General features: G+C 71.6%; 15 protein-coding genes. 8 read left to right on the top strand and 7 right to left on the bottom strand.

The window, feature by feature from the left end; translation table 11 throughout:
* Nucleotides 1-143: 143 nt before the first annotated feature.
* The gene (locus NQZ70_RS10150; RefSeq protein WP_237245196.1) at nt 144-848 is read right to left on the bottom strand and encodes an RNA polymerase sigma factor; all 705 of its coding nucleotides are present in this window, start codon (nt 846-848) and stop codon (nt 144-146) included.
* A gap of 276 nt (nt 849-1,124) precedes the next feature.
* Nucleotides 1,125-2,147: an RNA polymerase sigma factor gene (locus NQZ70_RS10145; RefSeq protein WP_165373888.1), complete on the bottom strand. Its 1,023-nt coding sequence runs from the start codon at nt 2,145-2,147 to the stop codon at nt 1,125-1,127.
* A 433-nt stretch (nt 2,148-2,580) separates the two neighbouring features.
* Here NQZ70_RS10145 and NQZ70_RS10140 point away from each other — a divergent pair, with 433 nt between their 5' ends.
* The 3 genes from NQZ70_RS10140 to NQZ70_RS10130 all read left to right on the top strand — a co-directional run bounded on the left by NQZ70_RS10140 (nt 2,581) and on the right by NQZ70_RS10130 (nt 6,916).
* On the top strand, nt 2,581-3,678 hold the full coding sequence (locus tag NQZ70_RS10140) for a PEGA domain-containing protein (protein ID WP_129574037.1): 1,098 nt from the start codon (nt 2,581-2,583) through the stop codon (nt 3,676-3,678).
* A 14-nt stretch (nt 3,679-3,692) separates the two neighbouring features.
* Nucleotides 3,693-5,324 carry a hypothetical protein gene (locus NQZ70_RS10135; protein WP_272828151.1) on the top strand — a complete coding sequence of 544 codons (1,632 nt, stop codon included), beginning with the start codon at nt 3,693-3,695 and terminating at the stop codon, nt 5,322-5,324.
* Between the two features lie 182 nt (nt 5,325-5,506).
* The gene (locus NQZ70_RS10130; RefSeq protein WP_165373887.1) at nt 5,507-6,916 is read left to right on the top strand and encodes a hypothetical protein; all 1,410 of its coding nucleotides are present in this window, start codon (nt 5,507-5,509) and stop codon (nt 6,914-6,916) included.
* A gap of 201 nt (nt 6,917-7,117) precedes the next feature.
* Here the strand turns inward: NQZ70_RS10130 and NQZ70_RS10125 are convergent, their stop codons facing one another.
* The 5 genes from NQZ70_RS10125 to NQZ70_RS10105 form a co-directional block, all read right to left on the bottom strand.
* Nucleotides 7,118-8,446, bottom strand: coding sequence for a hypothetical protein (locus NQZ70_RS10125; RefSeq protein WP_129574034.1), 1,329 nt, complete (start codon nt 8,444-8,446; stop codon nt 7,118-7,120).
* Nucleotides 8,447-9,005: 559 nt separating this feature from the next.
* Nucleotides 9,006-9,242 carry a hypothetical protein gene (locus tag NQZ70_RS10120; protein WP_129574033.1) on the bottom strand — a complete coding sequence of 79 codons (237 nt, stop codon included), beginning with the start codon at nt 9,240-9,242 and terminating at the stop codon, nt 9,006-9,008.
* 446 nt (nt 9,243-9,688) lie between these two features.
* Complete coding sequence (locus NQZ70_RS10115) at nt 9,689-9,880, bottom strand: YgiT-type zinc finger protein (RefSeq protein WP_257792791.1); 192 nt, start codon at nt 9,878-9,880, stop codon at nt 9,689-9,691.
* An 11-nt stretch (nt 9,881-9,891) separates the two neighbouring features.
* Nucleotides 9,892-10,458 (bottom strand): DUF4258 domain-containing protein, encoded by a 567-nt coding sequence (locus tag NQZ70_RS10110; RefSeq protein ID WP_207217790.1) that lies wholly within the window; start codon nt 10,456-10,458, stop codon nt 9,892-9,894.
* A 318-nt stretch (nt 10,459-10,776) separates the two neighbouring features.
* A complete protein-coding gene (locus NQZ70_RS10105; protein ID WP_165373886.1) occupies nt 10,777-10,929 on the bottom strand; it encodes a hypothetical protein in 153 nt (50 codons plus the stop codon).
* Nucleotides 10,930-12,962: 2,033 nt separating this feature from the next.
* Between NQZ70_RS10105 and NQZ70_RS10100 the strand changes: the two genes are divergently transcribed.
* From NQZ70_RS10100 to NQZ70_RS10080, 5 genes are all read left to right on the top strand, one after another.
* Nucleotides 12,963-14,375: a spondin domain-containing protein gene (locus NQZ70_RS10100; RefSeq protein ID WP_237245195.1), complete on the top strand. Its 1,413-nt coding sequence runs from the start codon at nt 12,963-12,965 to the stop codon at nt 14,373-14,375.
* Between the two features lie 223 nt (nt 14,376-14,598).
* The gene (locus NQZ70_RS10095; protein ID WP_129574029.1) at nt 14,599-15,936 is read left to right on the top strand and encodes a serpin family protein; all 1,338 of its coding nucleotides are present in this window, start codon (nt 14,599-14,601) and stop codon (nt 15,934-15,936) included.
* A gap of 237 nt (nt 15,937-16,173) precedes the next feature.
* A complete protein-coding gene (locus NQZ70_RS10090; RefSeq protein WP_129574028.1) occupies nt 16,174-18,993 on the top strand; it encodes an FG-GAP-like repeat-containing protein in 2,820 nt (939 codons plus the stop codon).
* A 109-nt stretch (nt 18,994-19,102) separates the two neighbouring features.
* Nucleotides 19,103-23,026 carry a serine/threonine-protein kinase PknK gene (locus NQZ70_RS10085; protein WP_129574027.1) on the top strand — a complete coding sequence of 1,308 codons (3,924 nt, stop codon included), beginning with the start codon at nt 19,103-19,105 and terminating at the stop codon, nt 23,024-23,026.
* Nucleotides 23,027-23,126: 100 nt separating this feature from the next.
* The gene (locus tag NQZ70_RS10080) at nt 23,127-23,789 is read left to right on the top strand and encodes a glutathione S-transferase family protein (protein ID WP_129574026.1); all 663 of its coding nucleotides are present in this window, start codon (nt 23,127-23,129) and stop codon (nt 23,787-23,789) included.
* The last annotated feature ends 27 nt before the right edge of the window (nt 23,790-23,816 follow it).

The following is a 23,816-nucleotide window of genomic DNA, read 5'->3' as shown; positions in this document are numbered from 1 at the left end:
AATAGGTCCTTGAAGTCGATTGCTCCGACGTGAGCGCTACGTCTCAGCTGCCTGCTGGCAACCGCTGCGGTCTCGCCAGGCTGCTCAGCCGCCTGCCGGCAGCCGGCTCCGGTTCCGCGAGGCTGCTCTTTCTCGCGGCTTCATCATGCCACCGGGTGCGTGCGAGCACGCGGCGTCGCGCAACGCGCCTCCTCCACAGCCATGCGCCTCGCGAGCGCTCCCCGCGCGCCGTGGAGCGCTCTCATGCGCCATCTGTACACCGTGCTGACGGGTATCCCTCGCGTCTCGGCGATGTCTCTCACGGAGATCTCGTAGAGGTCGTGCTGGACGAGCACCGAGCGCAGCTCGAACGGCAACTCCAGGACGAGTGATCTCAGCAGGCACCGCCGCTCCGCCGCGAGCAGGCGCTCGATCGCCGTCGCGCTGCCGCCGGCCTCGCACAGCTCTGCGGGATCCGTGAGGATCTCGTTCCGTTGAGAGGCCTTCGCGTGGTAACGCGAAGCGACGTTCACCGCGATGCCGTTCAGCCACCGCGCGACCTCGCCACGCGAGGGGTCGTAGCTGCCAAAACCCATGATGGCCGCCAGAAAGACATCCTGGCTCAGATCGCCACGATCGCGCTCGGGTACGCGGAGCTTCCCGAGCCACCGGTGAACGCGCCGAGCCGTCTCGGCCCGAAAGAGATCGTGAAACGCGCCCGCCCGGTCGCGGGATGCCGCGCGGTTCACCTCGCTTTGCCGAGATCCCGGCCGTCCCGCCGCCCGCGCCGCGACGCCCCGCGCGCCGGGCGCGCTCGGGCGAGCCGTCCGGGGGTGTCGCGCCACAGGGGCCGACGCCTCACCCAACATGCCTGCTCCGACACGATGAACGGCTGCACCCCGCGCGGGCAGCGCCTCGAGATCCATGGCTCGCCTCCGAGTGAAACGTGAATGCTCCGCGCGACCCTTCGTCCGCACGCAGACACGACCGCTCCTGAGCAGGCCTGAGCAGGCGCCGCGCGCCGAGCGACGCCCGCTCAGGGGGCGCTCAATCCCCCAGGGCGGCGACCACGCACCACGGCACGTCGAGCGCCGCCTTCGGCACGAGCGCCGCCTCGCGCTCGGCGATGCCCCGCCGCGCGCTCCTCACCGGATCTGATCCAGCAGCGCCTCGCGCTCGCGCGCCATGCGGCCCCGCGGGAACCTCCGCCCGTGCTCCTCGAGCATGCGTCGTGCCTCGACGAGCGACGCGACATCACCGGCTTCCACGGCCGTCCGTGCGCGGGCGACCAGATCTCGCTCGCGTGCGCCGATCGCCGGGCGCCGCGCCGCGGGCCGGCCTGTCGGCACGGCGGGGCCTGCCGGCATCGCGAGGCCGGCAGGGGCCGCCACCGCCGCAGCCAGCGCCGGAGGCGCGGTCACCGCGCCGTCCAGCGCCTGGCCCACGCGCGCGGGCTCGGTGGGATGCTGCCCAGCCTGCGCCGTCGCCGGCACGAGCGCCCTCCGGGAGACCACGGCGGCCATGGACGTGCGGAGCGGCTCGACGGGCTCCCTCGGGCCCACGGCCAGCGTGCCGAGCAGCGCCGCGCACGCGATGGCGAAGCCCGGCGCCACCCAGCGCGCAGAACCACCGCGCCGGAAGGAGCGCCGCTCCAGGAGCCAGGGCGCGAACAGCACGGCGCGCAGCCGCCGGGCGCCGCGGCCCCGCTGCCTCGCCTCCCAGCGGGCGGCCGCGTCCTCGAACTGCTCCCAGGCCCGGCGCAGGCGGCTTCGCGCGGTCTCCAGCGGGATCTGCAGCTCTCGAGCGACGTCGGCGATCGGCCGCTCCAGGAGCTCGCACGCGATGAAGACCCCGCGGCCCCGCTCGCCGATCTGCTCGATCAGCTGCCGCACCAGCGCCGCCTCCTGGCGTGCGATGGCGTGCTCCTCGGGGCTCTTTCGGTCATCGCAGAGCGCCGCCTCGTCGAGGCCCGTGAGCACGTCCTCGCGCCTGCGCGCCGCACGCCGGTGATCGCGGGCCGCGTTCAGGACGACGCTGTCGCGAAAGGCGCTCGGATTCGCGGCCGAGCGCGCCTGCTCGCGCTTCTCCCACAGCCGCACCATCGCGTCCTGCATGACGTCGTCGAGATCCCGCGCGGGCACCCCGACGTAGCTGGCGAGCGATTTCACGCGAGCGGATAGAGGGCAGGTCGGCGTTGCTCGGTCCACGACCCACCAGACGATCCGAGCCAGGCCCGATGGTCCAAAAATCGACCGAGCCCGCGAGAGGGGTGGGACGGGCGGCGCCACGAAACACGATGGCGACGAGGCGGGACACGGGGGATACGGGCCCGGCGAGATGTCCTCACAGATCCAGCCCGCCGGCGGAGCTGAGCCGTTGCCCAGCTCCGCCGTGGTCCCCTCCCCCTCCCCCACTCCGGCCTCTGACCTCCGGTCCCCGCGGTGAAATCGTGCATTACTTCATCGATGCTCCGGTTCTCTTTCACTCGTTGATCCGGTGACGACTCTCGCCGTCTTGAACGCCATCGACAACGAGAACACCCAGCGCTGCCGGGAACCGGCTCGTTGACATGGGCCCGCGCGAAGGAGTATCCACCGAGCGGTGTGCCGCGCGCGCTGCGCCTTCGTGACGTGCGTCTTCCTTGGCGTCATCGCGGCGCAGGAGGGCGTGGCGGGCGCGCGTGAGCCCCATGCGATCTCGGGCGCGCACGAGGCGTCGACGACAGCGAATCCGCTGCGCCTCGCGCGGCAGGCGCGCGACGCCGGACGGTGGGTCGAGGCCGAGGCGGCGTACGAGGCGGCCCTCAAGGCGGCTGAGACGGCGTGGACGACGGACGCGGAACGCGCCGAGATCGCCGCGGAGCTCGGCCTGTGCGAGCTCGCGCTGGGCAGGCACCGCGACGCGGCGGAGCACCTGGCGCAGGGCTTGAGACACCGCGACGGGCTCCGCCGCGCGCTCCGGGAACGGGCGGAAGACGGCCTGCTCCAGGCGGAGCGCCGCGTGGCGACGGTCTACCTGGGGGTCAATCCGCCCGACGCCGAGGTGTTCGTCGATGGCAAAGCGCTGGGACGACCGGCGCCGACCTACGAGCTGTTCCTGGAGCCGGGACACCACACCGTGCGGGCCCGGCTCGATGGCCACGCCGAGGCGGTGAGCGCGTTCGAGGGGCAGGCAGGCAAGGACATCTCGCTGGCGTTGAAGCTGCCGCGCGCGCCGGAGCGCGGCGCGCGGGCCCCGGGGGCGGCCAGCGCTGGCGCGTCGCGGCCGGCGGCTCCGACGGCGCGACCGGCGGCGCGGCCCGCAGTACCCCTGACGGAGCTGCGGATCGGGGGCGCGGCGCTGGCGACGGCCGCGGTGGCGGCCGGCACGGTGTTCCTGCTGCGGGCCGATGTGATCGACGGCAATGCCGCCGAGCGCGAGGTGGCGCTCCGCCGGCAAGGCTGGACGCCGGCGACGTGCTGGTGGCCGGACGCGCCCTCGGCCTGCGGGGAAATCCGCAAGGACCTGGCCGAGCGGGATCTGTTCGCGACGCTCGGCAACGTGGCGCTGGCGACGGGGGCGGTGTTCGGGATCGCGACGGCGGCGTCGTTCCTCGCGGAGGGGTGGCTCGTCCACGAGGCGCCGGCCCGCGGAGGCGTGCAGGTGGTGCCGAGCGCGACGGGAACGCAGGCCGGGCTCGTCCTTCAGGGCGCGTGGTGAGGCGAGGAGGGGCGATGGGGATGCGCGGGGGGCGAGGTCGAGCGAGGCTGCGTTCGGTCGCGCTGATCGTGCTCGGCTGCGGAAGCGCCTCGGGGAGCGCCGGCTGTTACTATGCCGAGGACTGCGCGAGGAGCTTCACGTGCCATCCGCTCCCCGGCGAGACGCCGCCGGCGCTGCCGGCGTCGCCGTGCGACGGCGATCCCGCGACGAGCCCGGCCAAGGACGGGTGCGGGGTGTTCGTCGCGCGGCATGGGGACGACGCGAGCGACGGGACGAGGGAGGCGCCGGTCAGGACGCTGCGGCGCGCGGTGGAGAAGGCGACGGAGCCCGGGGGGACGCGGCGGGTGTACGCGTGCGCGGAGGACTTCGAGGAGGCGGTTACGCTGCCGTCGGGCGTCGCGATCTGGGGCGGGCGGGATTGCGGCGCGGAGGCGTGGACCTGGGGCGGTGGGGAGAGCTTCACCGGGATCGCGCCCGAGCCGGGGCGGGTGCCGCTGACCGTGGAGGCGCGCCAGGAGAGCAGGACGTCGGCGGTGTTCGGGGTGCGGCTCGTGGCGGCGGATGCGGTACGGCCGAGCGGGTCGTCCATCGGGATGATCGTGGGCGAGGGCGCCGCGGTGGAGGTGGTGTCGAGCGAGATCCTGGCGGGGGACGGGGCGGATGGGGCGGACGGGGAGAGCGCTCCGCAGGGCGAGCCCTGGCGGGCGCCGGATGGGGCGCCTGGCCATCCAGGCGCGCCCGGGTGCCTGGCGGACTGGGCCGCGGGCGCTCCGGCGCCCGTAACCGTGTGCGAGGACGGGACGACGTCCATCGGCGGCGCGGGCGGCGACGGTGACGTCGCTGCGGGCGGTGACGGTGCGGAAGGTGCACCGGCGCTTCACGAGGCACCGGGGTCTGGCGCAGTCGACGATGGTGAAGGGGGAAAGGGCGGGGCGATGAGCTGTACGCCCGGCAAGAGGGGCGGCGATGGGAAGCCTGGCACGAACGGGGTTGGCGGCGGGACAGGATTGGAGGAGCCGCTCAAGTACGGGAGCATCAGCGCGCACGGCTGGCAGGGGTTCTCGGGACAGGAAGGCCAGAGCGGGGGCATCGGCCAGGGCGGGGGCGGCGGGGGCGGCGTCGGACCGAACGGGCAGTGCCGCCCCGTGGATCCGCAAGGCGGACCGTCCGGCGGCTCGGGCGGGGGCGGCGGCTGCGGGGGGCGTGGTGGCCGGGGGGGCGGCTACGGGGGCGGTAGCTTCGGGATCATCGCCCTGCATGCTCACGTCCTGGTGGACAAGACCGACATCATCACCGGCAATGGGGGGCGCGGCGGCAACGGCGGGAGGGGGCAAGAGGGTGGCAAGGGCGGGCCACGCGGCGCCCCTGGAGCTATCCCAGGCACGGCGTACTTTGCATGCGAGGGTGGGTTCGGCGGTACAGGAGGCAAAGGCGGCCACGGCGGCGGAGGGCTCGGGGGCATTTCCGTCGCCGTCGCACGCGTGGACAGCAGCGTTCACCTCACGGAAAGCGCTCGCTGGAGCCCATCAGGCGCCCCCGGTGCCGGTGGATTCGGACCCGATCCGGATGAGGAGCCAGCGAAAGGGCAGCCCGGCATGAGCTCTCCCCTCTGGGATTTCCCCGAGCTGGATGTGCCGCCCCAATAGGGAGGATCATGAGATTCACAGTCGGTGCATGGGTCCTTCTGCTATCCTCTCCGACCGTCCTGGGGTGCGGAGCGGAGACGTCGACCCCACCGTGCGCGGACGGGGGCACCTGCAGCGCCGGGCCCTCGGAGGAGGCGTGTCTAGAAGGCCTCGCCGCGCTGCGTGTGCAAGATGGTTGCGGGGTGTTCGCGAGCACGACCCAGGGGGACGACGACAACCCCGGCACGATGGATAAGCCCGTGAAGACGCTTGCCCGCGCAATCGCGCTCGCGCCGCGTGCACAGGGGCGGGTGTTCGCCTGCACCGAGCCTTTCCTCCATGATGTCACGTTGCCGTCCGGCATCGATCTGTGGGGCGGCTTCAATTGCTGGGCGGGATGGAAACACGCCACGGAAACGTTGAGCCCCGAGTATGTGGCATCTATCCAGCCAGGATCATCGTCCGAGGTCGCCCCACTCACCGTGGTGGCAGCGCAGGACGACGGCGAGGTGGCCACCGACGGTGTATCCACGATCGTGGACGTGCACGTGATCGCCGATTTCGCACCGGAGGAGTCGATCCCTTCTACCGTCGCGATGAGGCTCTGGCCGGGTGCGGTCGTCGAGGTGCTTCGGAGCGTGCTCAAGACGAGCTACGGCCGGAGAGGCGCAGACGGCGCGAACGGGTCGAACCTTGCGCCACCGGGATCGGCAGCGTACGGGGAGATCGGCGCCATCGGGAAGGACGCTTGCTCGGCAGCCACCGTGACCGGCGGGCCCGCCGTGATGACCGTGTGCGGCGACCTGGTATCGACCGGCGGCAAAGGGGGCGACGGGACCCCGGACCGCGGCGGCGATGGCGAGGACGGCAAGCCGCTGCCGACCCCGAACTCCAGGGACGCAGGCCTGGGCGGCGCAGGCGCGAAGGACGGGGCCCCGTGCGAGGACGGTCACCGTGGGGATGACGGTGCGCCGGGCGCGCCCGGCGCCGGCGGCCAGGGTGGACGGCTCACCGAGGCCGGATGGGAAGGCGTGCCCGGCCGCCAAGGCGGCACGGGAGCGCCCGGCCAGGGGGGCGGCGGCGGCGGCGGCGCACCAGGCGGCCGGAGCAGCTGCGGCAATGCGGCACTGGGCGGTGCGTCGGGCGGCTCGGGCGGCGGAGGCGGCTGCGGCGGTACGGGCGGCGGCGGCGGCGCGCCGGGTGGCGCGAGCATCGCGATCTTCGCCCATCCGGGCAGCAAGCTTACCCTGCGGGAGACCCGGGTCGTGACGGCCGGAGGCGGTTCCGGCGGCGGGGGGGGGCGAGGTCAGATGGGCGGGCAGGGTGTACAAGGAGGCCCGCCGGGGCGGGCGCCAGCCATGGGGGGCGAGTACGCCTGCCGAGGCGGCTACGGCGGCTGGGGCGGCACGGGCGGCTACGGCGGCGGGGGCTCCGGCGGGCCCTCGATCGGCATCGCTTATGCCGACGACGAGCAGCTCACCCTGGATCGCGTCACGTTCGAGATCGGCCCGGGGGGCCGGGGCGGCATCGCGGATGTGGAGGACGAGACGCGCGACAAGCCGAACCGCGGCAGCGACGGCTTCGCTGCCGAGACGATGCGCTTCGCGCCGTAGGGTCTGCGCCCGGGTTGCAGCCCGCGACCGCTCCCCCTTGCCCGATCCATCATGCCCGCCGAACGGCTCGCGCCTCACCCGCGAAGGCCGGGGACCGCCGTCCGGCCGGCGAACGCCCATCAACGTCTCCGGCGATCCGCGGGACCGGAGCCGGCCGGCCTTCGTCGGGTACAGGCGCTCGTTAGCCGGCGGACTGTTGCACTACCGGTCGCTCTCGCCGTCATCCGGCATCTCAGTGTCCGGAAACGCGATCTCTTCTGCGAGCTCCTTCTGGTTGTCGTTGGACAAGACGAAGAAGATCCTGCTATCGACAACCCGAAGCCTCTTCGAGTTCGCGTCGTAATAGAAGAGCGGTGGGCTCATGTCCGCCTGGTACAGCGGAAGGTTCGTGAGCAGGTTGGTGACATCACCAGTGCGAATAGTGGACTTGTCAACGCGGTGATGTGCCGCCCGAAGCAACTCCAAAAGGTAGCCTCGGTCAATCCCCTCCTGCAACTTGGTGACCGGCAGCGAAAGAACCGCTTGAGTCAGGTAATACGGGAGCAGAAGTGGCTCCTCGCCTTCTCCTCGTCGAACGCGCGACTTGGCCGCGATACCCTGAAATCCCTTGAGCAGGGCACTCCGTTGAGACTCGAGTTTCGAGCGAATGGCGCGTTCTAGCGCGGCACCATCCGAGAGCACCGTTGGCGAGTGCATTCGCTCGTAGACGGCACCCTCAAGGCAGTACTGCTTGAGGAGCTCCTGAAACAAGCCAACGTTACCATAGGCACAGCTTCGCATTCTTGCGAGGTGATCGGGGTCAATTGTGATGTTGAGACACCTCGAGCCGACGTCGGCAATATCGTTAAAGTGCGCATCCTTCCATGGCTCAATTGGGACCTCAACAACGCGATCCTGAAGATCGCCGTTATGAGTAACGAGCAAATTTGCCTCTTTCCAGATGCCAAGAATCAGAAATTTGATCCCGACCTCGTGAAATGTCTTGAGGTCGAAAGCAAGAGCCCGTTGTGTCGGCCCAGGCAGGTAGTGGTAATTCTCGAGCACGACGCGCTTGTTGAAAGCGAGCTTCTCAAGGAGCTCGGCGATCGACTGGGCATCGCCAAAATCGTGTGACACAAACTCGGTCGTCAGCTGCCGCTGGCCCTTGACACTCCCTGAACCTTCGAGCTCGGCCTGGGAGCCGCCGACAAGTGGGAGCTTGGCGGCAAACCCGATCTTCGCTTTCAGACCTACAGATCCCTCGATCGACTGCGTTTCGATAGTCTTGATCGTCGCGCCTGCCTGTCGCAGAATGGATTGGTATAGCGTTTCAATCGACATCCGAGGACCACACCGGACAATGGTGCACTTCTCGTCAGGCAAGTGCTTCTGGCGGAGCGAGGTCTTTCCCTGCTTGGATGAACCGTAAACAACCACATGATGGTCCGTCGCCAGCGACTCCTTGAACCGCGAGTCAACGTCGTCACGCTCCACGTAACTGAGAACGAGCTGGGAGCGAATGCCGAAAACTTCCTCGGTACGAACGGTCATGGTGTCCCTCGGTCCTTCAAGCTGGGCCCATCTTACGCCAGCGTCCGGGGTCAGGGGAAGGGGGCCGCGCGGTCCGGCTGACGTATCGGCGTTCACCCACGCCGGGCCGAGGGCGCGGAGCAACCGAGGTCAGGCGTCGGGTGCAACGCCAGGTTAGCGAGCTCCGTCATCTCGCTCCGGGTCCTCTGGCTTGATCGAACCGCCGACGAGGTCAGCCGACCGGCGGACCTCGGCTTCGGAGACGACCAGCGTGATAGAGCCGAACGAGAAACGGTCGGAGCGCTTCTCGAACGGGCTCGCGTGAGGTGGAGAGATCTTTTGATGGGACACGACGCAGACGGTCCGGGGTCTGCGGACCGAATTCACATCCGCCGCGGCAGACTGGGCAGTATCTCGTGATCTTTGTGTTGTGCTGCACCAATGCTGTCCAGCGCCATAGGGGACATCCGTCGAACACCGGCGGCAGCCGCCGCCTTTCCCGGCGGGCGGGTAGCGTCTGGACGGACGCGGCGGACGCGCAGCCGGAGGCGTCGCGCCTGGGTGACACGACGCGGCCGCCTCATAATCGGACCCCGTGCTCCTCCGCGGCCTCGCCGCCGTCGCGCGGTACCATGATCGCGACGATCGCGCCGTCGAGTTCCTGACCCAAGCGCTCGAGCTGGCCCCGGAGGACGTCGCGACGCTCGTCGCCCTCGGCGATGCGCACCTCGCGCGCAGCCGCGTCGACGACCGCCGAGCGCTGGGCGCGCGCCGCGCCGGAGGCCGAGCTTGAGCGCGCCGACGCGCTCGTCCTCATGGGGCACGTGCTCCTCCGGCGCGCGGACGTGAGCGGCGCGCGCGAGCACGCAGTTTGGGCGACCCGCACCGTGGCGGCGAGGCGAGCGCGCCGGCGAGGTTCACGGCGCTCGCGACCGCCTGGACCATGGCAACAACATTTCACCTTCGACCAGCCTTGTGAAGCGCTGCATTGGCTCGAAACCGAATCCGCGCGCAACGATCGCGTTCAAGATCTGGCGTGGAATCCTCACAGCTGCAATGGGATGAGAGCCACTCCAGATCCTCTTAATCGATCCACAACGCAATCCGACCAGCAGCAATCTTTGCAGCTGCGTCGGTTGACTTGGCGTCCTTCTCGTTACTCATGACGCATGACGAACTGCCGATCTGCCGCGGCGCGCAGCGCCGCCAGCAGCAACGGCTTGTTGGGCGAGTTGCTCGGGAATGGTCGGGTGTGCCTGTTGATCACGCCGCCTCGGTCTCGCGCTCGAGTGCGGCGAGGGCGCGTTGAATGCGCGCGACCTCAGCCGACTCGAAGTAGGGCTCGCCGCACTGCTCGCACACCCACGCGGGCACTGCATCCCAGCGCACGTGATAGCCACTGCGGTCCACGCTGAAAGGAGCATGGGATCGCTTCATCTCTCCTCTACAATGCATGCACTGCATGATCACCTTCTCTTTCTGAAGTCGGTGGACCATTGATCGGCATGAGGGATGTAGGCCGTGATGAAGGCCAGGTAGTCCGGCTTCGGTGCGCAGACGACGTGGATGGGACGGCCGCCGTCCCTGGATCCGAGGAGGAGGCAGCTGTGGCCGCGCATATCCTCCGGGTAGTCCTCGACCACCTCGCCGGCGTTGATCGCTGCTTCGATTTCGGCAGGCGAGATCATCCGGCTGGGGCGGCTCATCTGACGCACCGCGTGGGGAGGAAGAGGATTCTCTTCGCCGCCGCTGCCCGGTCCTGGTCGAGAACGCTTGCCGTCATCGAGCTGGACCACCTCCTGCGCCAGTATGCCCGAGACCTGAGTCAAACTCCACGCCGAGATCGCTCGGAGGCGCCCCTCGCCACGCGGTCGACGTTCCGGCGATCTGCAGGGGGCGCTGGTGATGGCCGCAGGATCGCGCCTGAGCACGCCGAAGCGCTCGTCCTCATGGGGCAGGTCCTCTTCCGGCGCCGGGACGTGAGCGGCGCGCGCGCGCACGCGGTCTGGGCGATGCGCGCCGACGTGAGCCATCCGGACGCGCCGAGGCTCCTCCCCGCCATCAAGGCACGCGAGAGCTTGCTCCTCGGCCTCTGGTGCCGCATGAGCTCGGTGCTCGCGGGGCTCGGCCCGAGCGCGATGCTCGTCTTCCTCGCCGCGGTCGTCACCCCAGGACCAGCCGCTGCGTCGGCGGCCCCTCCCGTGGACGCCCTCCGCGGCGGGAACGTCCACGGCGCGTCGTGGGCTCGGGTCACGTGCGGCGCAGCCGGCGAGCTGGTCTTATCCCCTGTCGTCGCTCGGCCCTTCCGGCAGCCCCTCGGGCGCGTCCCACCCGCCGGGAGGCTCTTCGATTCACAGCGCGACGAGGAGATCGCGGGCGACCTCCGAGATGTCGGCGCGGATCGCGAACCCCGGCCCCCAGGCCGACAGCAGCGCGCGGAGCCTCTGGGCAACGGCAGCTGCGGCTGCGGCGGCGGCGGCGCGGGCGGCGCGATCTCCGCCCATTGGGGCAGCAAGCCGACGCTCCGGGAAACGCGCGTCGTCACGGGCAGGGGCGGTCCCGGAAGCAGGGGTGGTCCGCGCGCAGGCTCGCCGGGCCCCTCCTCCTGCCCGCTCGGGAGCAGGGCGGGATGAGCGACCTCCACCTGAGCTGGTTACGCGCGAGCTGTTGTCAAGCCACGGGAGCCGTCCGACCGCCGACCGCGCCTTGAGCCGTGGCGAGCCGAGTCACGTAAGGTGTACCTCGCACATCGAAGCGACATACCCAGGCGCGATCAGCGTCGTACGCGACAGCACCTCCAAGGGACACCGGCGCTGCGGCTTGCAAGCTCGGCAGCCGCTCCAATATCTCTTCGCCTCCGGCACGCCATCGAAAGGACCATCTGCTCAATTCAGACGCCTTTTCCGGATGCTCCTCACACTCAATGACGCGTCCGCCGTCATGGCGGGACCAGGCCAACAGCCGCTCGAGCACGCAATAATCGCCAACATGCGAGAGCCACGCATGCAGACCGGACCTCGCCCTCATTCCGTTGGAAAACACCTTAACCGGCGCGATCCAATCGCTGGAAAGCTGCCGCAGGAGAAGCTCGTCAAACCGCGACAGCAATAGACCCTGAGCAGTCTGCCTCGGGAAGTACCCAGCATGGTAGCGCCCAAGGTTTGCAAGCTGCGGGTGGAGCGCGCTACCAGATGCGCAAAATCTAGATATCGCAACGGGGGATCGGCGACACCACAGTTTCCAGAGAGTGGCAGCGAGCGCGATCTCAAGCTCCGAACACCGGGTGACGGACGGCTTTCGCTGCAGCGCGTCCGCTACATCGATATAGGCCTCCACCGCTGGATCGGGCCCCTGTGGCAGTACCAGCGTCGCATCGGGCTCAAGAGCCATCATGAAGACTTGTCGCCCTCGCTCAGCCGCGGAAGCGCAGATCCTGGAGAAGCTCAGCAGGCCGCGGATCGTCGGCGGCAACGCCACGCAGATCGGTTTTCCGTCAGAGTCAGCGAGTTCTTTATTAAGCTCCGCAGATGGTTCCACTCCCCAGCGCCGAGCTCGCAGGGCTCGATGACGCTTCGGTTCTGCGCTCGACGGACCGACAAGGATATTGTCATCCTCGGCGACCACGGGAGACACAATCTTCCTGAGCTCTGATTGAGCGATTCTACCTAGCGCGACGTAGACGGCACCCTGCAGCGAGTAGCTCATCATCGGAACCCACACTGTCGACACTTACACTGCGGTGGGTACGGTCTATCATTGAGGCAGGCGTCGAGGCAAGTCCTACACGGGCTGCTACCATGGATATCGCATCCGGGGAATCCAACAATACACTTCCCGCCAATATCTTCGCAGTCGTCGAACATGTCATAGCAGTCCTTCGACGGCGAGCACCCAGCCATCAGCGCCTGTGACGCGCCATCAACATCTCCTTCTCCGTCATCTTCCCCATTCCTGAGGTAATCCCCTGCACCTACTGAGCCTGTGGGTATTCCAGCACCTGCGCCTCCCGGCTCCACTGTTTCGCAATCGTAACTCAAGTCGCATGCGGGAGCGAGCACCGTCACGAGTATGCCGCACAGCACGAGGGCGATCAGCCTCATCGTTGCCCGAGATTTCATCTGTTCCTCCGAGCGGTTTCGGACGCACCGTTCCGATCGTCCGGCAGCAACGCAGCGTCAAGGCCATTGCTGGTCCACGTGCTCGACCCGGTGCCCTCGCGACCGCCATGACGTCGCCTTGGCCCACAAGGGCAGCAAGGCGAGCCCGCCGGCGGCCGCCGTCCACGCTAAAAAATTCCTCCCGAGCACGATCGAGCAGGCGCACGCGACCCTCGCGAAACCGACCTACCCCCCACCGCGTAGCACCCTCGAACGACACGCCACGGCCCATCGCAGGCCGAGGCGGGCGCCATACGGGCGCCCGCGGCCGCTCCGGTCTCGTCGGCGTGCCGCTGGAGGAGCGCCCACTGCCACGCGGCTCGCCGCGGCGGGGGCGATCCAGGTCGCGTCATCTCAATCACCGCTTCTGGAGGATGTTCATGAAGATTCGGAATCGCGCGCTGTCGGCCCTGCCCCTCGTCCTCACCCTCGCCGCTGCTTGCGGCGACGGCGAGGGCGGCGATACCACCGGCGCCGGTGGCATGGGCGGGGAAGGCGCCGGTGGGGCCGCTGGCGGGGATGCGGTCACGAGCTTCGAGGTGACCCTCGAGAACGTGACGCCCGCGCGGGCTTACCGGGTGGCCGGCGTGTTCAACACGGCCGTGGGCGAGAGCATGCCCGGGCCGCTCTTCCCCGAGAAGAGCTTCGAGTTCCGCGTCGGCGCCCTGCCGGGCGACAGGCTGTCGTTCACGACCATGTTCGGTCAATCCAACGATCTGTTCTATGCGCCCGACGGCGCCGGGATCGCGCTCTACGACGCGTCGGGCAAGCCGGTGAGCGGCGACGTGACCGACCAGGTCCTGCTGTGGGACGCGGGCACCGAGGCCAACGAGGAGCCGGGCGCCGGGCCGAACCAGGCGCCCCGGCAGAGCGCCCCGAACACGGGCGCTCCGGACCCGGACAACACGGTGCGGCTGGTCCAGGATGACTATACCTACCCGGCGGTCGAGGAGGTCATCCAGGTGACGGTGACGCCGGAGCCGGGCAATGAGTTCACGATCCGGATCACCAACATGTCGGAGGTGGGGACGCTGATGCCCGAGGGCGGGGAGCCGGCCGCCGTGCCGCTGTCGCCGGGGCTCTTCGTGGTGCACACGATGGACGACCCGCTGTTCACGGTCGGGCAGGCGTACCCCGACAACGGGCTGGAGGCGCAGGCCGAGGACGGAAACCCGATGATGCTGCACGAGGGGGCCACGCCCCGCGCGGGGCTGACCTCGCCGGCGGCGCCGGGCGTCGCGGTGGTGCACGGGTCCGGAGCGCCCCTGTTCGAATCGGGCGAGGCGGACCGGGGCAAGGGCCTCGAAATGCTGGCCGAGGACGGGAACCCGTCCGCGCTCGCAGAGGCGCTGGAGGCCGAGGTCGGGGGCGAGAGCGGTATCTCGTCGGTGCTGGTCTACAACACGCCCGTGGGCGCCTCGATGCCAGGGCCGCTGCTGCCCGGCGCGACGTTCAGCTTCACGGTGACCGCGCGGCCCGGCGAGCGGCTGAGCTTCGCGTCGATGCTGGGGCAATCGAACGATCTGTTCTTCGCGCCGAGCGAGCAGGGGATCGCGCTGTTCGACGCGAGCGGCGAGCCGGTGAGCGGCGATGTCTCCGACCAGGTCACGATCTGGGACGCGGGCACCGAGGCCAACCAGTGGCCCGGCGTGGGCCCCGACCAGGCGCCGCGCCAGGCCGGTCCGCAGATGGGCGCCGACGATCCCACGGACCAGGTGCGCCCCGTCGACGACGGCTATCTGTATCCCGCGTCGAACCAGATGCTGAAGGTGACCATCACCCCGGCGCGGTAGCGGGCTCGCGAGCCTCGGCCCCGCCGACGCGACGCTCGACACGGGAGCGCTCGGCGCCTCGGGCGAAGCATCTTGTGCCAGAACGGGCCAGCGCTTCTCCGGATGTCAGGGAGCGGAAGAGCCCGGAGCGCTGCGGCCCGGTCGCTCCGCGCGTTTCGCCCCGGAAACACACGCGCCCGCGATCGCGGGCCGGCGCGGCACGGCCGATGCTGGGCGGGGCGGCATGATGCGAACCCTCCGAACCTTCGCTCCGCTCCTCGCCCTGTCTCTGGCCGCGATCCTCGGCTGCGATGCCTCCACCGAGCCCAACCCGACCCCCGAGCCCGGGGACGAGGCGTGCCGCGACGGCGACAAGCCCGGGTGTGTGGTCGCCTCGGACAAACAGCGCATCTCGACCCCGGACGTCCCTTCAGAGGACAAGACCGCGCTCGTCTCGGGCAACTCCGCGTTCGCGCTCGACCTCTACCAGGAGCTCCGCCAGGAGCCCGGCAACGTCTTCTACTCGCCCTACAGCATCTCGACGGCGCTCGCGATGACGTGGGCCGGCGCGAAGGGCGAGACCGAGACGGCCATGGCCGACACGCTGCGCTTCGACCTCGGGCAGGACAAGCTCCACCCGGCGTTCAACTGGATCGACCAGGAGCTCGAGAGCCGCGGTCAGGGCGCGCAGGGCGCCGATGGCGAAGGCTTCCGCCTCAACGTCGTGAACGCGCTCTGGGGGCAGATCGGGTACGGGTTCGAGGCGCCCTTCCTGGACACGCTCGCGCTGAACTACGGCGCCGGGATGCGCGTCGTGGACTTCCTGGGCCACAAGCAGGAAGCGGCCGATCTCATCAACGGCTGGGTCAGCGACCAGACCGAGGGCAAGATCGAAAAGCTGGTGCCCGTGGACGCGATCACCCCCGAGACGGTGCTGGTCCTCACGAACGCCATCTACTTCAACGCGGCGTGGCGCACCCCCTTCCAGCCCACCGCGACGGCGGACGGGCCGTTCGAGAAGGCCGATGGCACCGAGGTGACGGTGCCCTTGATGCACGCCAGCCTGGAGATGCCGTACGCCGAGGGCGAGGGCTACCAGGCGGTCGCGATGCCCTACGACGGGGACGAGCTGTCGATGGTGTTCCTCCTGCCGGCCAAGGGCACGCTCGACGCGTTCGAGGCGTCGCTCGACGCGGCGAAGGTCGACGGCATCGTCGGCGCGATGAGCGAGCACCTGGTCGAGACGACGATGCCCAAGTTCAAGTTCGAGTACGAGCTGAGCCTCAAGAAGACGCTGGAGGCGATGGGGATGGAGATCGCGTTCACGTTCGGGGTCGCGGACTTCACCGGCATCAACGCCAACGGACAGCCCTACATCCAGGACGTCCTCCACAAGGCGTTCGTCGGCGTGAACGAGGCCGGCACCGAGGCGGCGGCCGCGACCGCGGTCATCGTGGGCGACGAGTCGGCGCCCCAGCCGGCGTCGCTCGCGCTCGTGAACCCCTTCCTGTTCCTCATCCGCGACAACGCGACGGGCAGCATCCTGTTCGTCGGCCGCGTCGCCGATCCCAGCGCGAGCTGACGCGCCGAGCCCCGCTCCCGCAGCGTCCGTGCGCCAGGCGCCGGGCGCCTGCGACGGCGAACCGCCTCCATCGTTGCTCCGTGAGCGCGCGCGCCGCTCGACCCGCCCGCGCCCCCGCCGGCGCGGGGGCCCGCGGCCCAGACGCCGGGGCGCGGCCGCGCCGCCTCCCGGAGCACCGGGTCCTTCACATCCTCCGCGGGCCGGGTCTGCCTCAGCGACACCCGAAAGGAGACCCGAATGAGACGCGCAGCGCCGATCCTCCTGTCCATCACCACCTTGGGCACCACCTTGGGCACCACCTTGGGCACCACCCTGGGCACCGCCATGGGCCTCGCCGCGTGCGAGGCCGCCGACGTCGAGCCGCCCGCCCCCGTCGCCGAGGCCCCCGCGCCGCTCCAGGCCGTGGCGCCGTTCTCGGTCGTCATCGCCTCCGATCCGCAATACTGGTGGAGCGAGGACGACCTCGTGGGCGAGGACGCCGCGAAGGCCAAGCTCTCGTCGGCGGACATCAAGGCCCTGGGCAACAAGACCAACCGGGATCAGGTCAAGGCGATCAACGCGCTCGTCAAGGGCGCGACGCCCCCCGGCTACAGCGCGCCCAGCGCGGTCATCGTCAACGGCGATCTGACCTCGTTCGCCCGGCCCGACCAGTGGGCCGCATACGAGGACCAGTATGAAGACGACCTCCGGGTCGACGTCTTCCCGGGGCTGGGGAACCACGACTACGGGAGCAACGTGCACGACAAGTGCGGCGCCTCGGCGCAGGACATCGCCGAGGCCTGCGGCTATTGCGCCGCGAGCACCGGCTGCGACCTGTGCGAGCTCGTGGGCGCCTGCGATTGCGACAAGGGGTGCGCCGAGTGCGACCGGATGACCGGCGAGGGATCCAACTACTGCGGGAACGAGTCGCGGCGGTGGATGGAGCGCTGGATCAAGAAGCACCGCGGCCAGCTCGAGGCGTACGATCCGGGCAGCGTGGCCTACTCGTTCGTGAAGAACGGGATCCGCTTCATCCAGCTCCACAATCACCCCACCTACGAGGAGCCCGACTTCCACATCTCGAAATCGATCGACTTCCTCCGGAACCAGCTCGCCGACGCGGTCGGCGAGGGGCAGCGCGCCGTCATCAACATGCACGATTTCGGCGACGACATGTCGACCACGGACGGGGAGTTCATCGGCGCCATCACCGGCTTCGAATACAACGTCCTCGGCATCTTCTCGGGGCACATCCACGACCAGGCCGGCCACAGGGGGGACATCGCCGTGAACAAGGTCCAGATCCCGTGGTTTCGCACCGGCTCCGCGACGTTCAGCTACTTCCTGCTCGTCCAGTTCCACGGCGACAGCATGGATGTGAGCGCCGTTCACAGCGAGGGCGGCGTCCCCGCGCAGGTCACGGCGTACACGACCTCGGACTGCGACCATCACGGCGTGGGCAACTGCGCCAACGTCAAGGCGCCGTCGCACCACCCCTACCCCGTCAACCCTTGCCCGGGGGGCACCCAGCCCGACGCCGCGCCGGGCTCGGCGCCGAGCTCCCCCTGCGTCGTGGTGCCGGCGCAGCGGATCACCGACGGCCACACCGAGGACAAGGCCGAAAAGGACGATCATTTCGGCCGGGCACTGGCCACCGCAGACTTCAATGGAGACGGCTACGCCGACCTGGCCGTGGGCGCGCCCTACGAGGACATCAACGGCGCGGACGACGCGGGCGCCGTGAACGTGATTTACGGTTCGATCCTCGGGCTGACGAGCGGCGGAGACCAGCTGTGGCACCAGGACTCGCCGGGCGTGGTGGGCAGCGCCGAGAAGGACGATCGCTTCGGCTATGCCCTGGCGGCCGGCGACTTCAACGGCGACGGCTTCGACGATCTCGCGATCGGCGCGCCCGGCGAGGACATCGGCGGCGACGACGATGCCGGCTCGGTCTACATCCTCTACGGCTCTGCGTCCGGGCTCACGAGCGCCGGCAATCAGGGCTGGGACCAGGACAGCCCGAACGTGGCCGGCGGCGTCGAGCGCGGCGATCACTTCGGCTGGTCGCTGGCCACCGGCGACTTCAACGGCGACGGCTACGCCGACCTGGCGATCGGCGCGCCCGACGAGGACGTGGACGGTCACGACGACGGCGGCGCGGTGCACGTCTTCCGCGGTACGGCGGCGGGCCTGTCGGCCGTCGGCGATCCGATGTTCCACGAGAACAGCCCGAACGTGGCCGGCAGCGTCGAGGAAGGGGATCGCTTCGGCTGGTCGCTGGCCGCCGGCAACTTCGACGGCGACGGCTTCGACGACCTGGCGATCGGCGCGCCCTACGAGGATCTCGCCGGGCACGGCGGCGGAGGCGCGGTGCACGTCTTCCGCGGCACGCCCGCGGGCCTGTCGGCCGTCGGCGATCCGATGTTCCACCAGGACAGCCCGAACGTCGCCGACGCCGTGGAGGACGGCGATCACTTCGGCTACGCGCTCGCCTCGGGCGATTTCGACGGCGATGGCAAGGCCGACCTCGCGATCGGCGTGCCGCACGAGGATTTCGCCGGGCACGGCGGCGGCGGCGTGGTGCACGTCTTCCGCGGCACCGCGTCGGGCCTCTCCGCCGCAGGGGATCCGCTGCTGAATCAGAACACCCCGAACGTGGGCAGCAGCGTCGCGGACGGCGATCACTTCGGCTGGGCCCTCGCGTCGGGGGACTTCGACGGCGACGGCAAGGCCGACCTGGCGGTCGGCGCGCCGCACGAGGACATCGACGGCCACGACGACGCCGGGGTGACGCACGTCTTCCGCGGCACCGCCACGGGCCTGTCGACCCTCGGCGACCCGGCGTACACGCAGGACAGCCCGGGCGTGGAGGGCAGCGTGGAGGACGATGACCGCTCCGGGTACGCGCTGGCCGCCGGCGACTTCGACGGCGACGGCAAGGCCGACCTGGCCATCGGCGCGCCCGGCGAGGACATCTCTCGCGGCGGCGACGACAACGACGGCCACGTCAACGTCCTGTATGGCTCGAGCGCCGGCGTGGTCGCCGACCGCGATCAGGTCTGGCACCAGGCCTGGTGAATCGCCCGGCGTGAGGCGGCGAGACCGCCTCCTCACGCCCGCGCTCGCGCCGGCGGAGCCTGCATCGTGAAGCGCGCCCGCGGTATGCTCCTCCCCCAGGAGCCCCTGCTTGTCCGCTGAAGACCACCGATCCGAGCCGTCCTCCGGCGTCACGGTCGATCCCCAGCCATCCCCCGGCGTCACGGCCGACGCGGCGCCGTCCGCCAGCGCCACGGCCGACGTCGACAGCCTCTCCAGCGGCGGCTCCACCGCTTCCTCGCCGTCCCTCGCGTTCCTCCGCCAGATCGCCCGCGTGCCCGAGGTCGTCCCCGTCGCCCCCGTCGACGCCGACGAGAGCGGCGCCTTCCTCGCCGCCGGCGAAGATCCGCCGCGCTTTTCGCTCCGCCGCCGCCTCGGGAGCGGCGGGTTCGGCACCGTGTACGAGGCCTTCGACGGGAAGCGCGGCGCGCTCCTCGCGCTCAAGGTGCTGCGGCGCCCGGACGGGAAGGCCATCTCCCTGTTCAAGCAGGAGTTTCGCGCGCTGGCCGGCATCGTCCACCCGCGCCTCGTCCGGCTCTACGAGCTGCACCGGGACGACGCGCGCTGGTTCTTCACCATGGAGCTCGTCTCGGGCACGGACGTGCTCACGCACGTGCGCGGCGCGGGAGGGCCGGACGAGGCGCGCCTGCGCGCGGCCTTCCGGGAGATCGCCGAGGGGCTGGCCTTCCTGCACGACGCGGGCAAGCTCCACCGCGACATCAAGCCGTCGAACGTGATGGTCGACGCGGCCGGCGCCGTGAAGGTCCTCGACTTCGGGCTCGTCGCCGATCTCAACGCTTCCGCGGCGCCCGTACGGGCGGGGACGCCGAGGTACATGGCGCCGGAGCAGGCCGCGGGGCTCGCGGTCGGGCCGGCCGCCGACATGTACGCCGTCGGCGTGATGCTCCACCAGGCGCTCACCGGCCGCCTGCCCGCGCAAGGCGGCGCGGCGCCCGCGCCGGGGCCGCTGCCCGCGCAAGGCGGCGCGGAGTCGGCGCCGGGACCGCTGCCCGCGCCGGGACCGCTGCCCGCGCAAGGCGGCGCGGCGCCCGCGCCGGGGCCGGCCGCGACGGCCGCGCCCGAGGATCTCGACCGCCTCTGCCGCGAGCTCCTGGCGCACGATCCCGCCGCCCGCCCCACGGCCCGCGAGGTCGCGGCGCGGCTCCTCGGCCAGGCCGCCGGCGCGCCGATCGCGCGGCGCCCCGCGCCGGCGGCTCCCTTCGTGGGCCGCGCGGCCGAGCTCGGGCGGCTCCACGCGGCCCTCGACGAGGCGCGCGCGGGGCGCACGGTGGTCGCGCTGCTCCGCGGATCGTCGGGGATCGGGAAGAGCGCGCTCCTGCAGCGGTTCCTGGAGTCGGCGGGCGGCGGGCCCGGGGCCGTCCCGCTCGCGGGGCGCTGCTTTCAGCAGGAGTCGGTGCCGTACAAGGCGCTCGACGGCGCCGTCGACGAGCTCGGCCGGCTCCTCGCCCGCGCGGCGCCGGAGGACCTCGCCGCGTGGCTGCCCGACGACGTGGTCGAGCTCGGGCGCGCCTTTCCGGTGCTGCGGGAGGTGCCGGCGATCGCCGCGGCCGCGCCGCGGGAGGGCGCGGCGCCGGACGACGCGGAGCGCAGGCGCCGGGCGTTCGCCGCGCTGCGCGAGCTGTGCGCGCGCCTCGGCCGCGCGCGCGCGCTGGTGCTCGCGGTCGACGATCTCCAGTGGGGCGACCTCGACAGCGTCGCGCTGCTCGTCGAGCTGATGCGCCCCCCCGCGGCGCCGCCGCTGCTCTTCGTCGCCTCGTACCGCGCCGAGGAGGCCGCGACGAGCCCCGTCCTCCGCGCGCTGCTCGCGGCGCTCGGCGCCGATCTCGCGGCGGACGTGCGCGTGCACGAGATCGACGTCGGCGAGCTGCCCCCCGCCGACGCCGCGGCGCTCGCGGGCGCGCTGCTCGCGGGCGCGGGCGCGCCCGGCGGCGCGGCGGCGCGGATCGCGGCCGAGGCCCACCACAGCCCGCTCTTCATCACCGAGCTCTCGCGGCTCGCGGCCGAGCGCGGCGATCTCGGCGGCGCCGCGCCCGACCTGCCCGCGCTCCTCGCGGGGCGCGTCGAGCGGCTCCCCGCGCCGGCGCGGCGGCTGCTCGAGGTGGTCGCGGTGGCGGGGCAGCCGATCGCGCGGCGGACCGCGGCGCGCGCGGCGGCGGCGGAGGGCGAGGCGCTGGACGAGCCCGAGGCGCTCTCGCGGCTCGTCGCCGCGCAGGTCGTGCGCGTGCGGGAGGCGCACGACCGCGAGGAGCTCCTGCCGTACCACGATCGCGTCGGCGAGGCGGTGCTCGCCGCGCTGCCGCGCGCGCGCCGCCGCGAGCACCACCTCCGCCTCGCGCGGGCGCTGGAGGGCCAGGGCGGCGCCGAGCCGTCCCTGCTCGTGCACCACCTCCGCGGGGCCGGGCTCGACGCGGAGGCCGCGGCCTGCGCCGTCGAGGCGGCGGCGCAGGCGCAGGCGGCCCTCGCCTTCGATCGGGCGGCGCGCTTCGCGCGCGAGGCGCTCGAGCTCGGCGAGCGCGACCCCGCGGTCGCCCGCGGCGCCCGCCTCGCGCTCGCCTCCGCGCTGGCGAGCGGCGGCCGGTCGCGCGAGGCGGCGGAGGCGTACCTCGATCTCGCGTCGCGCGAGCCGCCGCGCGAGGCGCTCTCCCACCGGCTGCGGGCGATGCAGCTGCTCCTCGCGGGCGGGTACGTGGACGAAGGGCTGTCGGTGCTCGACGGCGTCCTGGCCGAGCTCGGGCTCTCCAGGCCGGGGTCGACGCTCGAGGCGCTCGCGCAGGCGGCCGCCCTGCGCGCGCGGCTGTGGGCCCGCGGCCTCGCGTTCCGCGAGCGGGCGGAGCGCGAGATCCCGGGCCGCGACCTGCTCGCCATGGACGCCTGTCACGCGGCCGCGAGCCTGGCCGTGACGGCGCCCGTCCAGAGCGCGCCGTTCGCGGCGCGGCACCTGCTCCTCGCGCTCGACGCCGGCGAGCCGCACCGCCTCGCGCGGGCGCTCACCCTCGAGGCGATCCACGCCGCGCTCCGCGGCCAGCGCGACGGCGGCCGGCGCGCCGCCTCCTTGCTGGCGCTCCTCGAGCGGGTGGCCGCGCGCTCGCCGCGCCCGGAGGCGCGCCATTTCCACCTGCTGGCCGAGGGCGTGGCCGCGTTCGCCCGCGGGGAGATCGAGCGCGCCGAGGTGCTCCTCGGGCGGAGCAGCGCGGCGCTCGGGGCGCACGGCGGCGAGAGCGGGAGCGGCGGAAGCTTCGCGCACGCGCTCCTGGCGACGGTGCTCTGGCTCCAGGGCAAGATCCCCGGCCTCGCCGCGATCACGGCCGAGCTGCTCGCCGAGGCGCGCGAGCGCGGCGACCGCTACCGCGAGACGATGATCCGCCTCAACGGCGCGTACCTGCTCGACCTCGCCGCCGATCGGCCGGCCTCGGCGCGCGCCACGGTGGACGCCGCCATGGAGCGCTGGTCGCGCGCCGGCTACCACCTCCAGCACTTCCGCGAGGTCCTCGCCCGCGGGCGGATCGCGCTCTACGAGGGCGACGCGGCCGCGGCGCTGCGCTTCGTCCTGGCGGCGACGCCGCCGCTCCTCGGCTCCGGCATGGTCGCGATCCCGCTGGTGCGGGGCGAGCTCTACTACCTGCGCGCCCTCGCGTCCCTCGCGGCCGCCGCGCGCGGCGGCGCGCGGGCGGTCGCCCTGCGCGCCCTCGCCCTCGCCGACGCGCGCGCGCTCGACCGGCGCGACGTCTTCTGGGGCCCGCCCGTCGCCGCGATGATCCGGGCCAGCGTCGCCGCGCAGCGCGGCCGCGCGGCCGAGGCCGCCGGGCGCATGCGCGGCGCCGAGGCCGCGCTCGACCGGCTGGGCGCCGCCCTCCTGGCGGCCGCCGCGCGCCGCGCGCGGGGGCTCTGGCTCGGCGGCGACGAGGGGCGCGCGCTCGTCGCCGCGGCGGACGCATGGATGGAGGCCCGCGGCGTGCGGCGCCCCGCGCGGTTCGCCGCCACGCTGGCGGGCTAGCACCCAACGCACCCGCGGTGCCTCTCGCGTTCACCTTGGAGCGACAAACGGGTTAAAACCGCTCGAAAGAGCAGAGCCAGCCCACAGGAGAGGACGATCCATGAAACTGTACTTCAGCCGAAACCTGAATCCACGGGTCGCCGTCGCCGTGGCGCGCCACCTCGATGCACCCGTGGAATACGTCCACGCAGCGCCTCTCGACCCGTCCCAGCAGGAGAAGTTTCGCGCGCTGAATCCGAACCTGCGCGTGCCCATCCTGGTCGAGGGAAACCAGTCGCTCTGGGAGACGGACGCGATCGCGTGCCGCCTCTCTCAGCTCACGGGCTCGGACTTCTGGCGCACGGGCGCCGCACAACCGGAGATGATCCGCTGGTTGAGCTGGGGCACGCACAACTTCGTCGCGGCGTGCGACAAGGTCCATTTCGAGCGCGTGACGAAGCAGCGCTACGGGCTCGGTCCCATCCGCGACGACCTCGTGGCGGAGGGGCTCTCGGGGTTCGCCGAAGCGGCGACGCTGCTCGATCAGGTCCTGAGCGGCAGGGACTGGCTCGTCGGGAGCGCGGTTTCGTATGCGGACTTTCGCATGGCGTCGGTGCTCCCGTTCGCGGATCTCGCCGGGCTGCCGCTCTCGGACTACCCGCGCGTCGCGGCCTGGCACGCGCGCCTGTGGCAGCTCGACGCCTGGCGCGATCCGTTCGCGGGGCTCGACGCCCCGGAGCTCCCGGAGGTCCCGCGCTTCGACGCCGCCGGATCGAAGCCGTAGCCGCTCGAGGTGCGCGGTCGTGTCGAG

It is taken from the genome of Sorangium sp. So ce836 (assembly GCF_028553905.1).
Classification (GTDB): domain Bacteria; phylum Myxococcota_A; class Polyangia; order Polyangiales; family Polyangiaceae; genus Sorangium; species Sorangium cellulosum_D.
The sequence above is the reverse complement of the archived record's forward strand: the minus strand, read 5'-3'. Positions and strand labels throughout refer to the sequence as shown.

Bases quoted from the DNA above. Each gene is read 5' to 3' on its own strand.
- NQZ70_RS10095 (WP_129574029.1), top strand. From the start codon at position 14,599: ATGATGCGAACCCTCCGAACCTTCGCTCCGCTCCTCGCCCTGTCTCTG.
- NQZ70_RS10100 (WP_237245195.1), top strand. From the start codon at position 12,963: ATGAAGATTCGGAATCGCGCGCTGTCGGCCCTGCCCCTCGTCCTCACC.
- NQZ70_RS10090 (WP_129574028.1), top strand. From the start codon at position 16,174: ATGAGACGCGCAGCGCCGATCCTCCTGTCCATCACCACCTTGGGCACC.
- NQZ70_RS10110 (WP_207217790.1), bottom strand. From the start codon at position 10,458: ATGGCTCACGTCGGCGCGCATCGCCCAGACCGCGTGCGCGCGCGCGCC.
- NQZ70_RS10115 (WP_257792791.1), bottom strand. From the start codon at position 9,880: ATGCATTGTAGAGGAGAGATGAAGCGATCCCATGCTCCTTTCAGCGTG.
- NQZ70_RS10150 (WP_237245196.1), bottom strand. From the start codon at position 848: ATGTTGGGTGAGGCGTCGGCCCCTGTGGCGCGACACCCCCGGACGGCT.
- NQZ70_RS10125 (WP_129574034.1), bottom strand. From the start codon at position 8,446: ATGACCGTTCGTACCGAGGAAGTTTTCGGCATTCGCTCCCAGCTCGTT.
- NQZ70_RS10105 (WP_165373886.1), bottom strand. From the start codon at position 10,929: ATGGGCGGAGATCGCGCCGCCCGCGCCGCCGCCGCCGCAGCCGCAGCT.
- NQZ70_RS10120 (WP_129574033.1), bottom strand. From the start codon at position 9,242: ATGAGGACGAGCGCGTCGGCGCGCTCAAGCTCGGCCTCCGGCGCGGCG.
- NQZ70_RS10080 (WP_129574026.1), top strand. From the start codon at position 23,127: ATGAAACTGTACTTCAGCCGAAACCTGAATCCACGGGTCGCCGTCGCC.
- NQZ70_RS10135 (WP_272828151.1), top strand. From the start codon at position 3,693: ATGGGGATGCGCGGGGGGCGAGGTCGAGCGAGGCTGCGTTCGGTCGCG.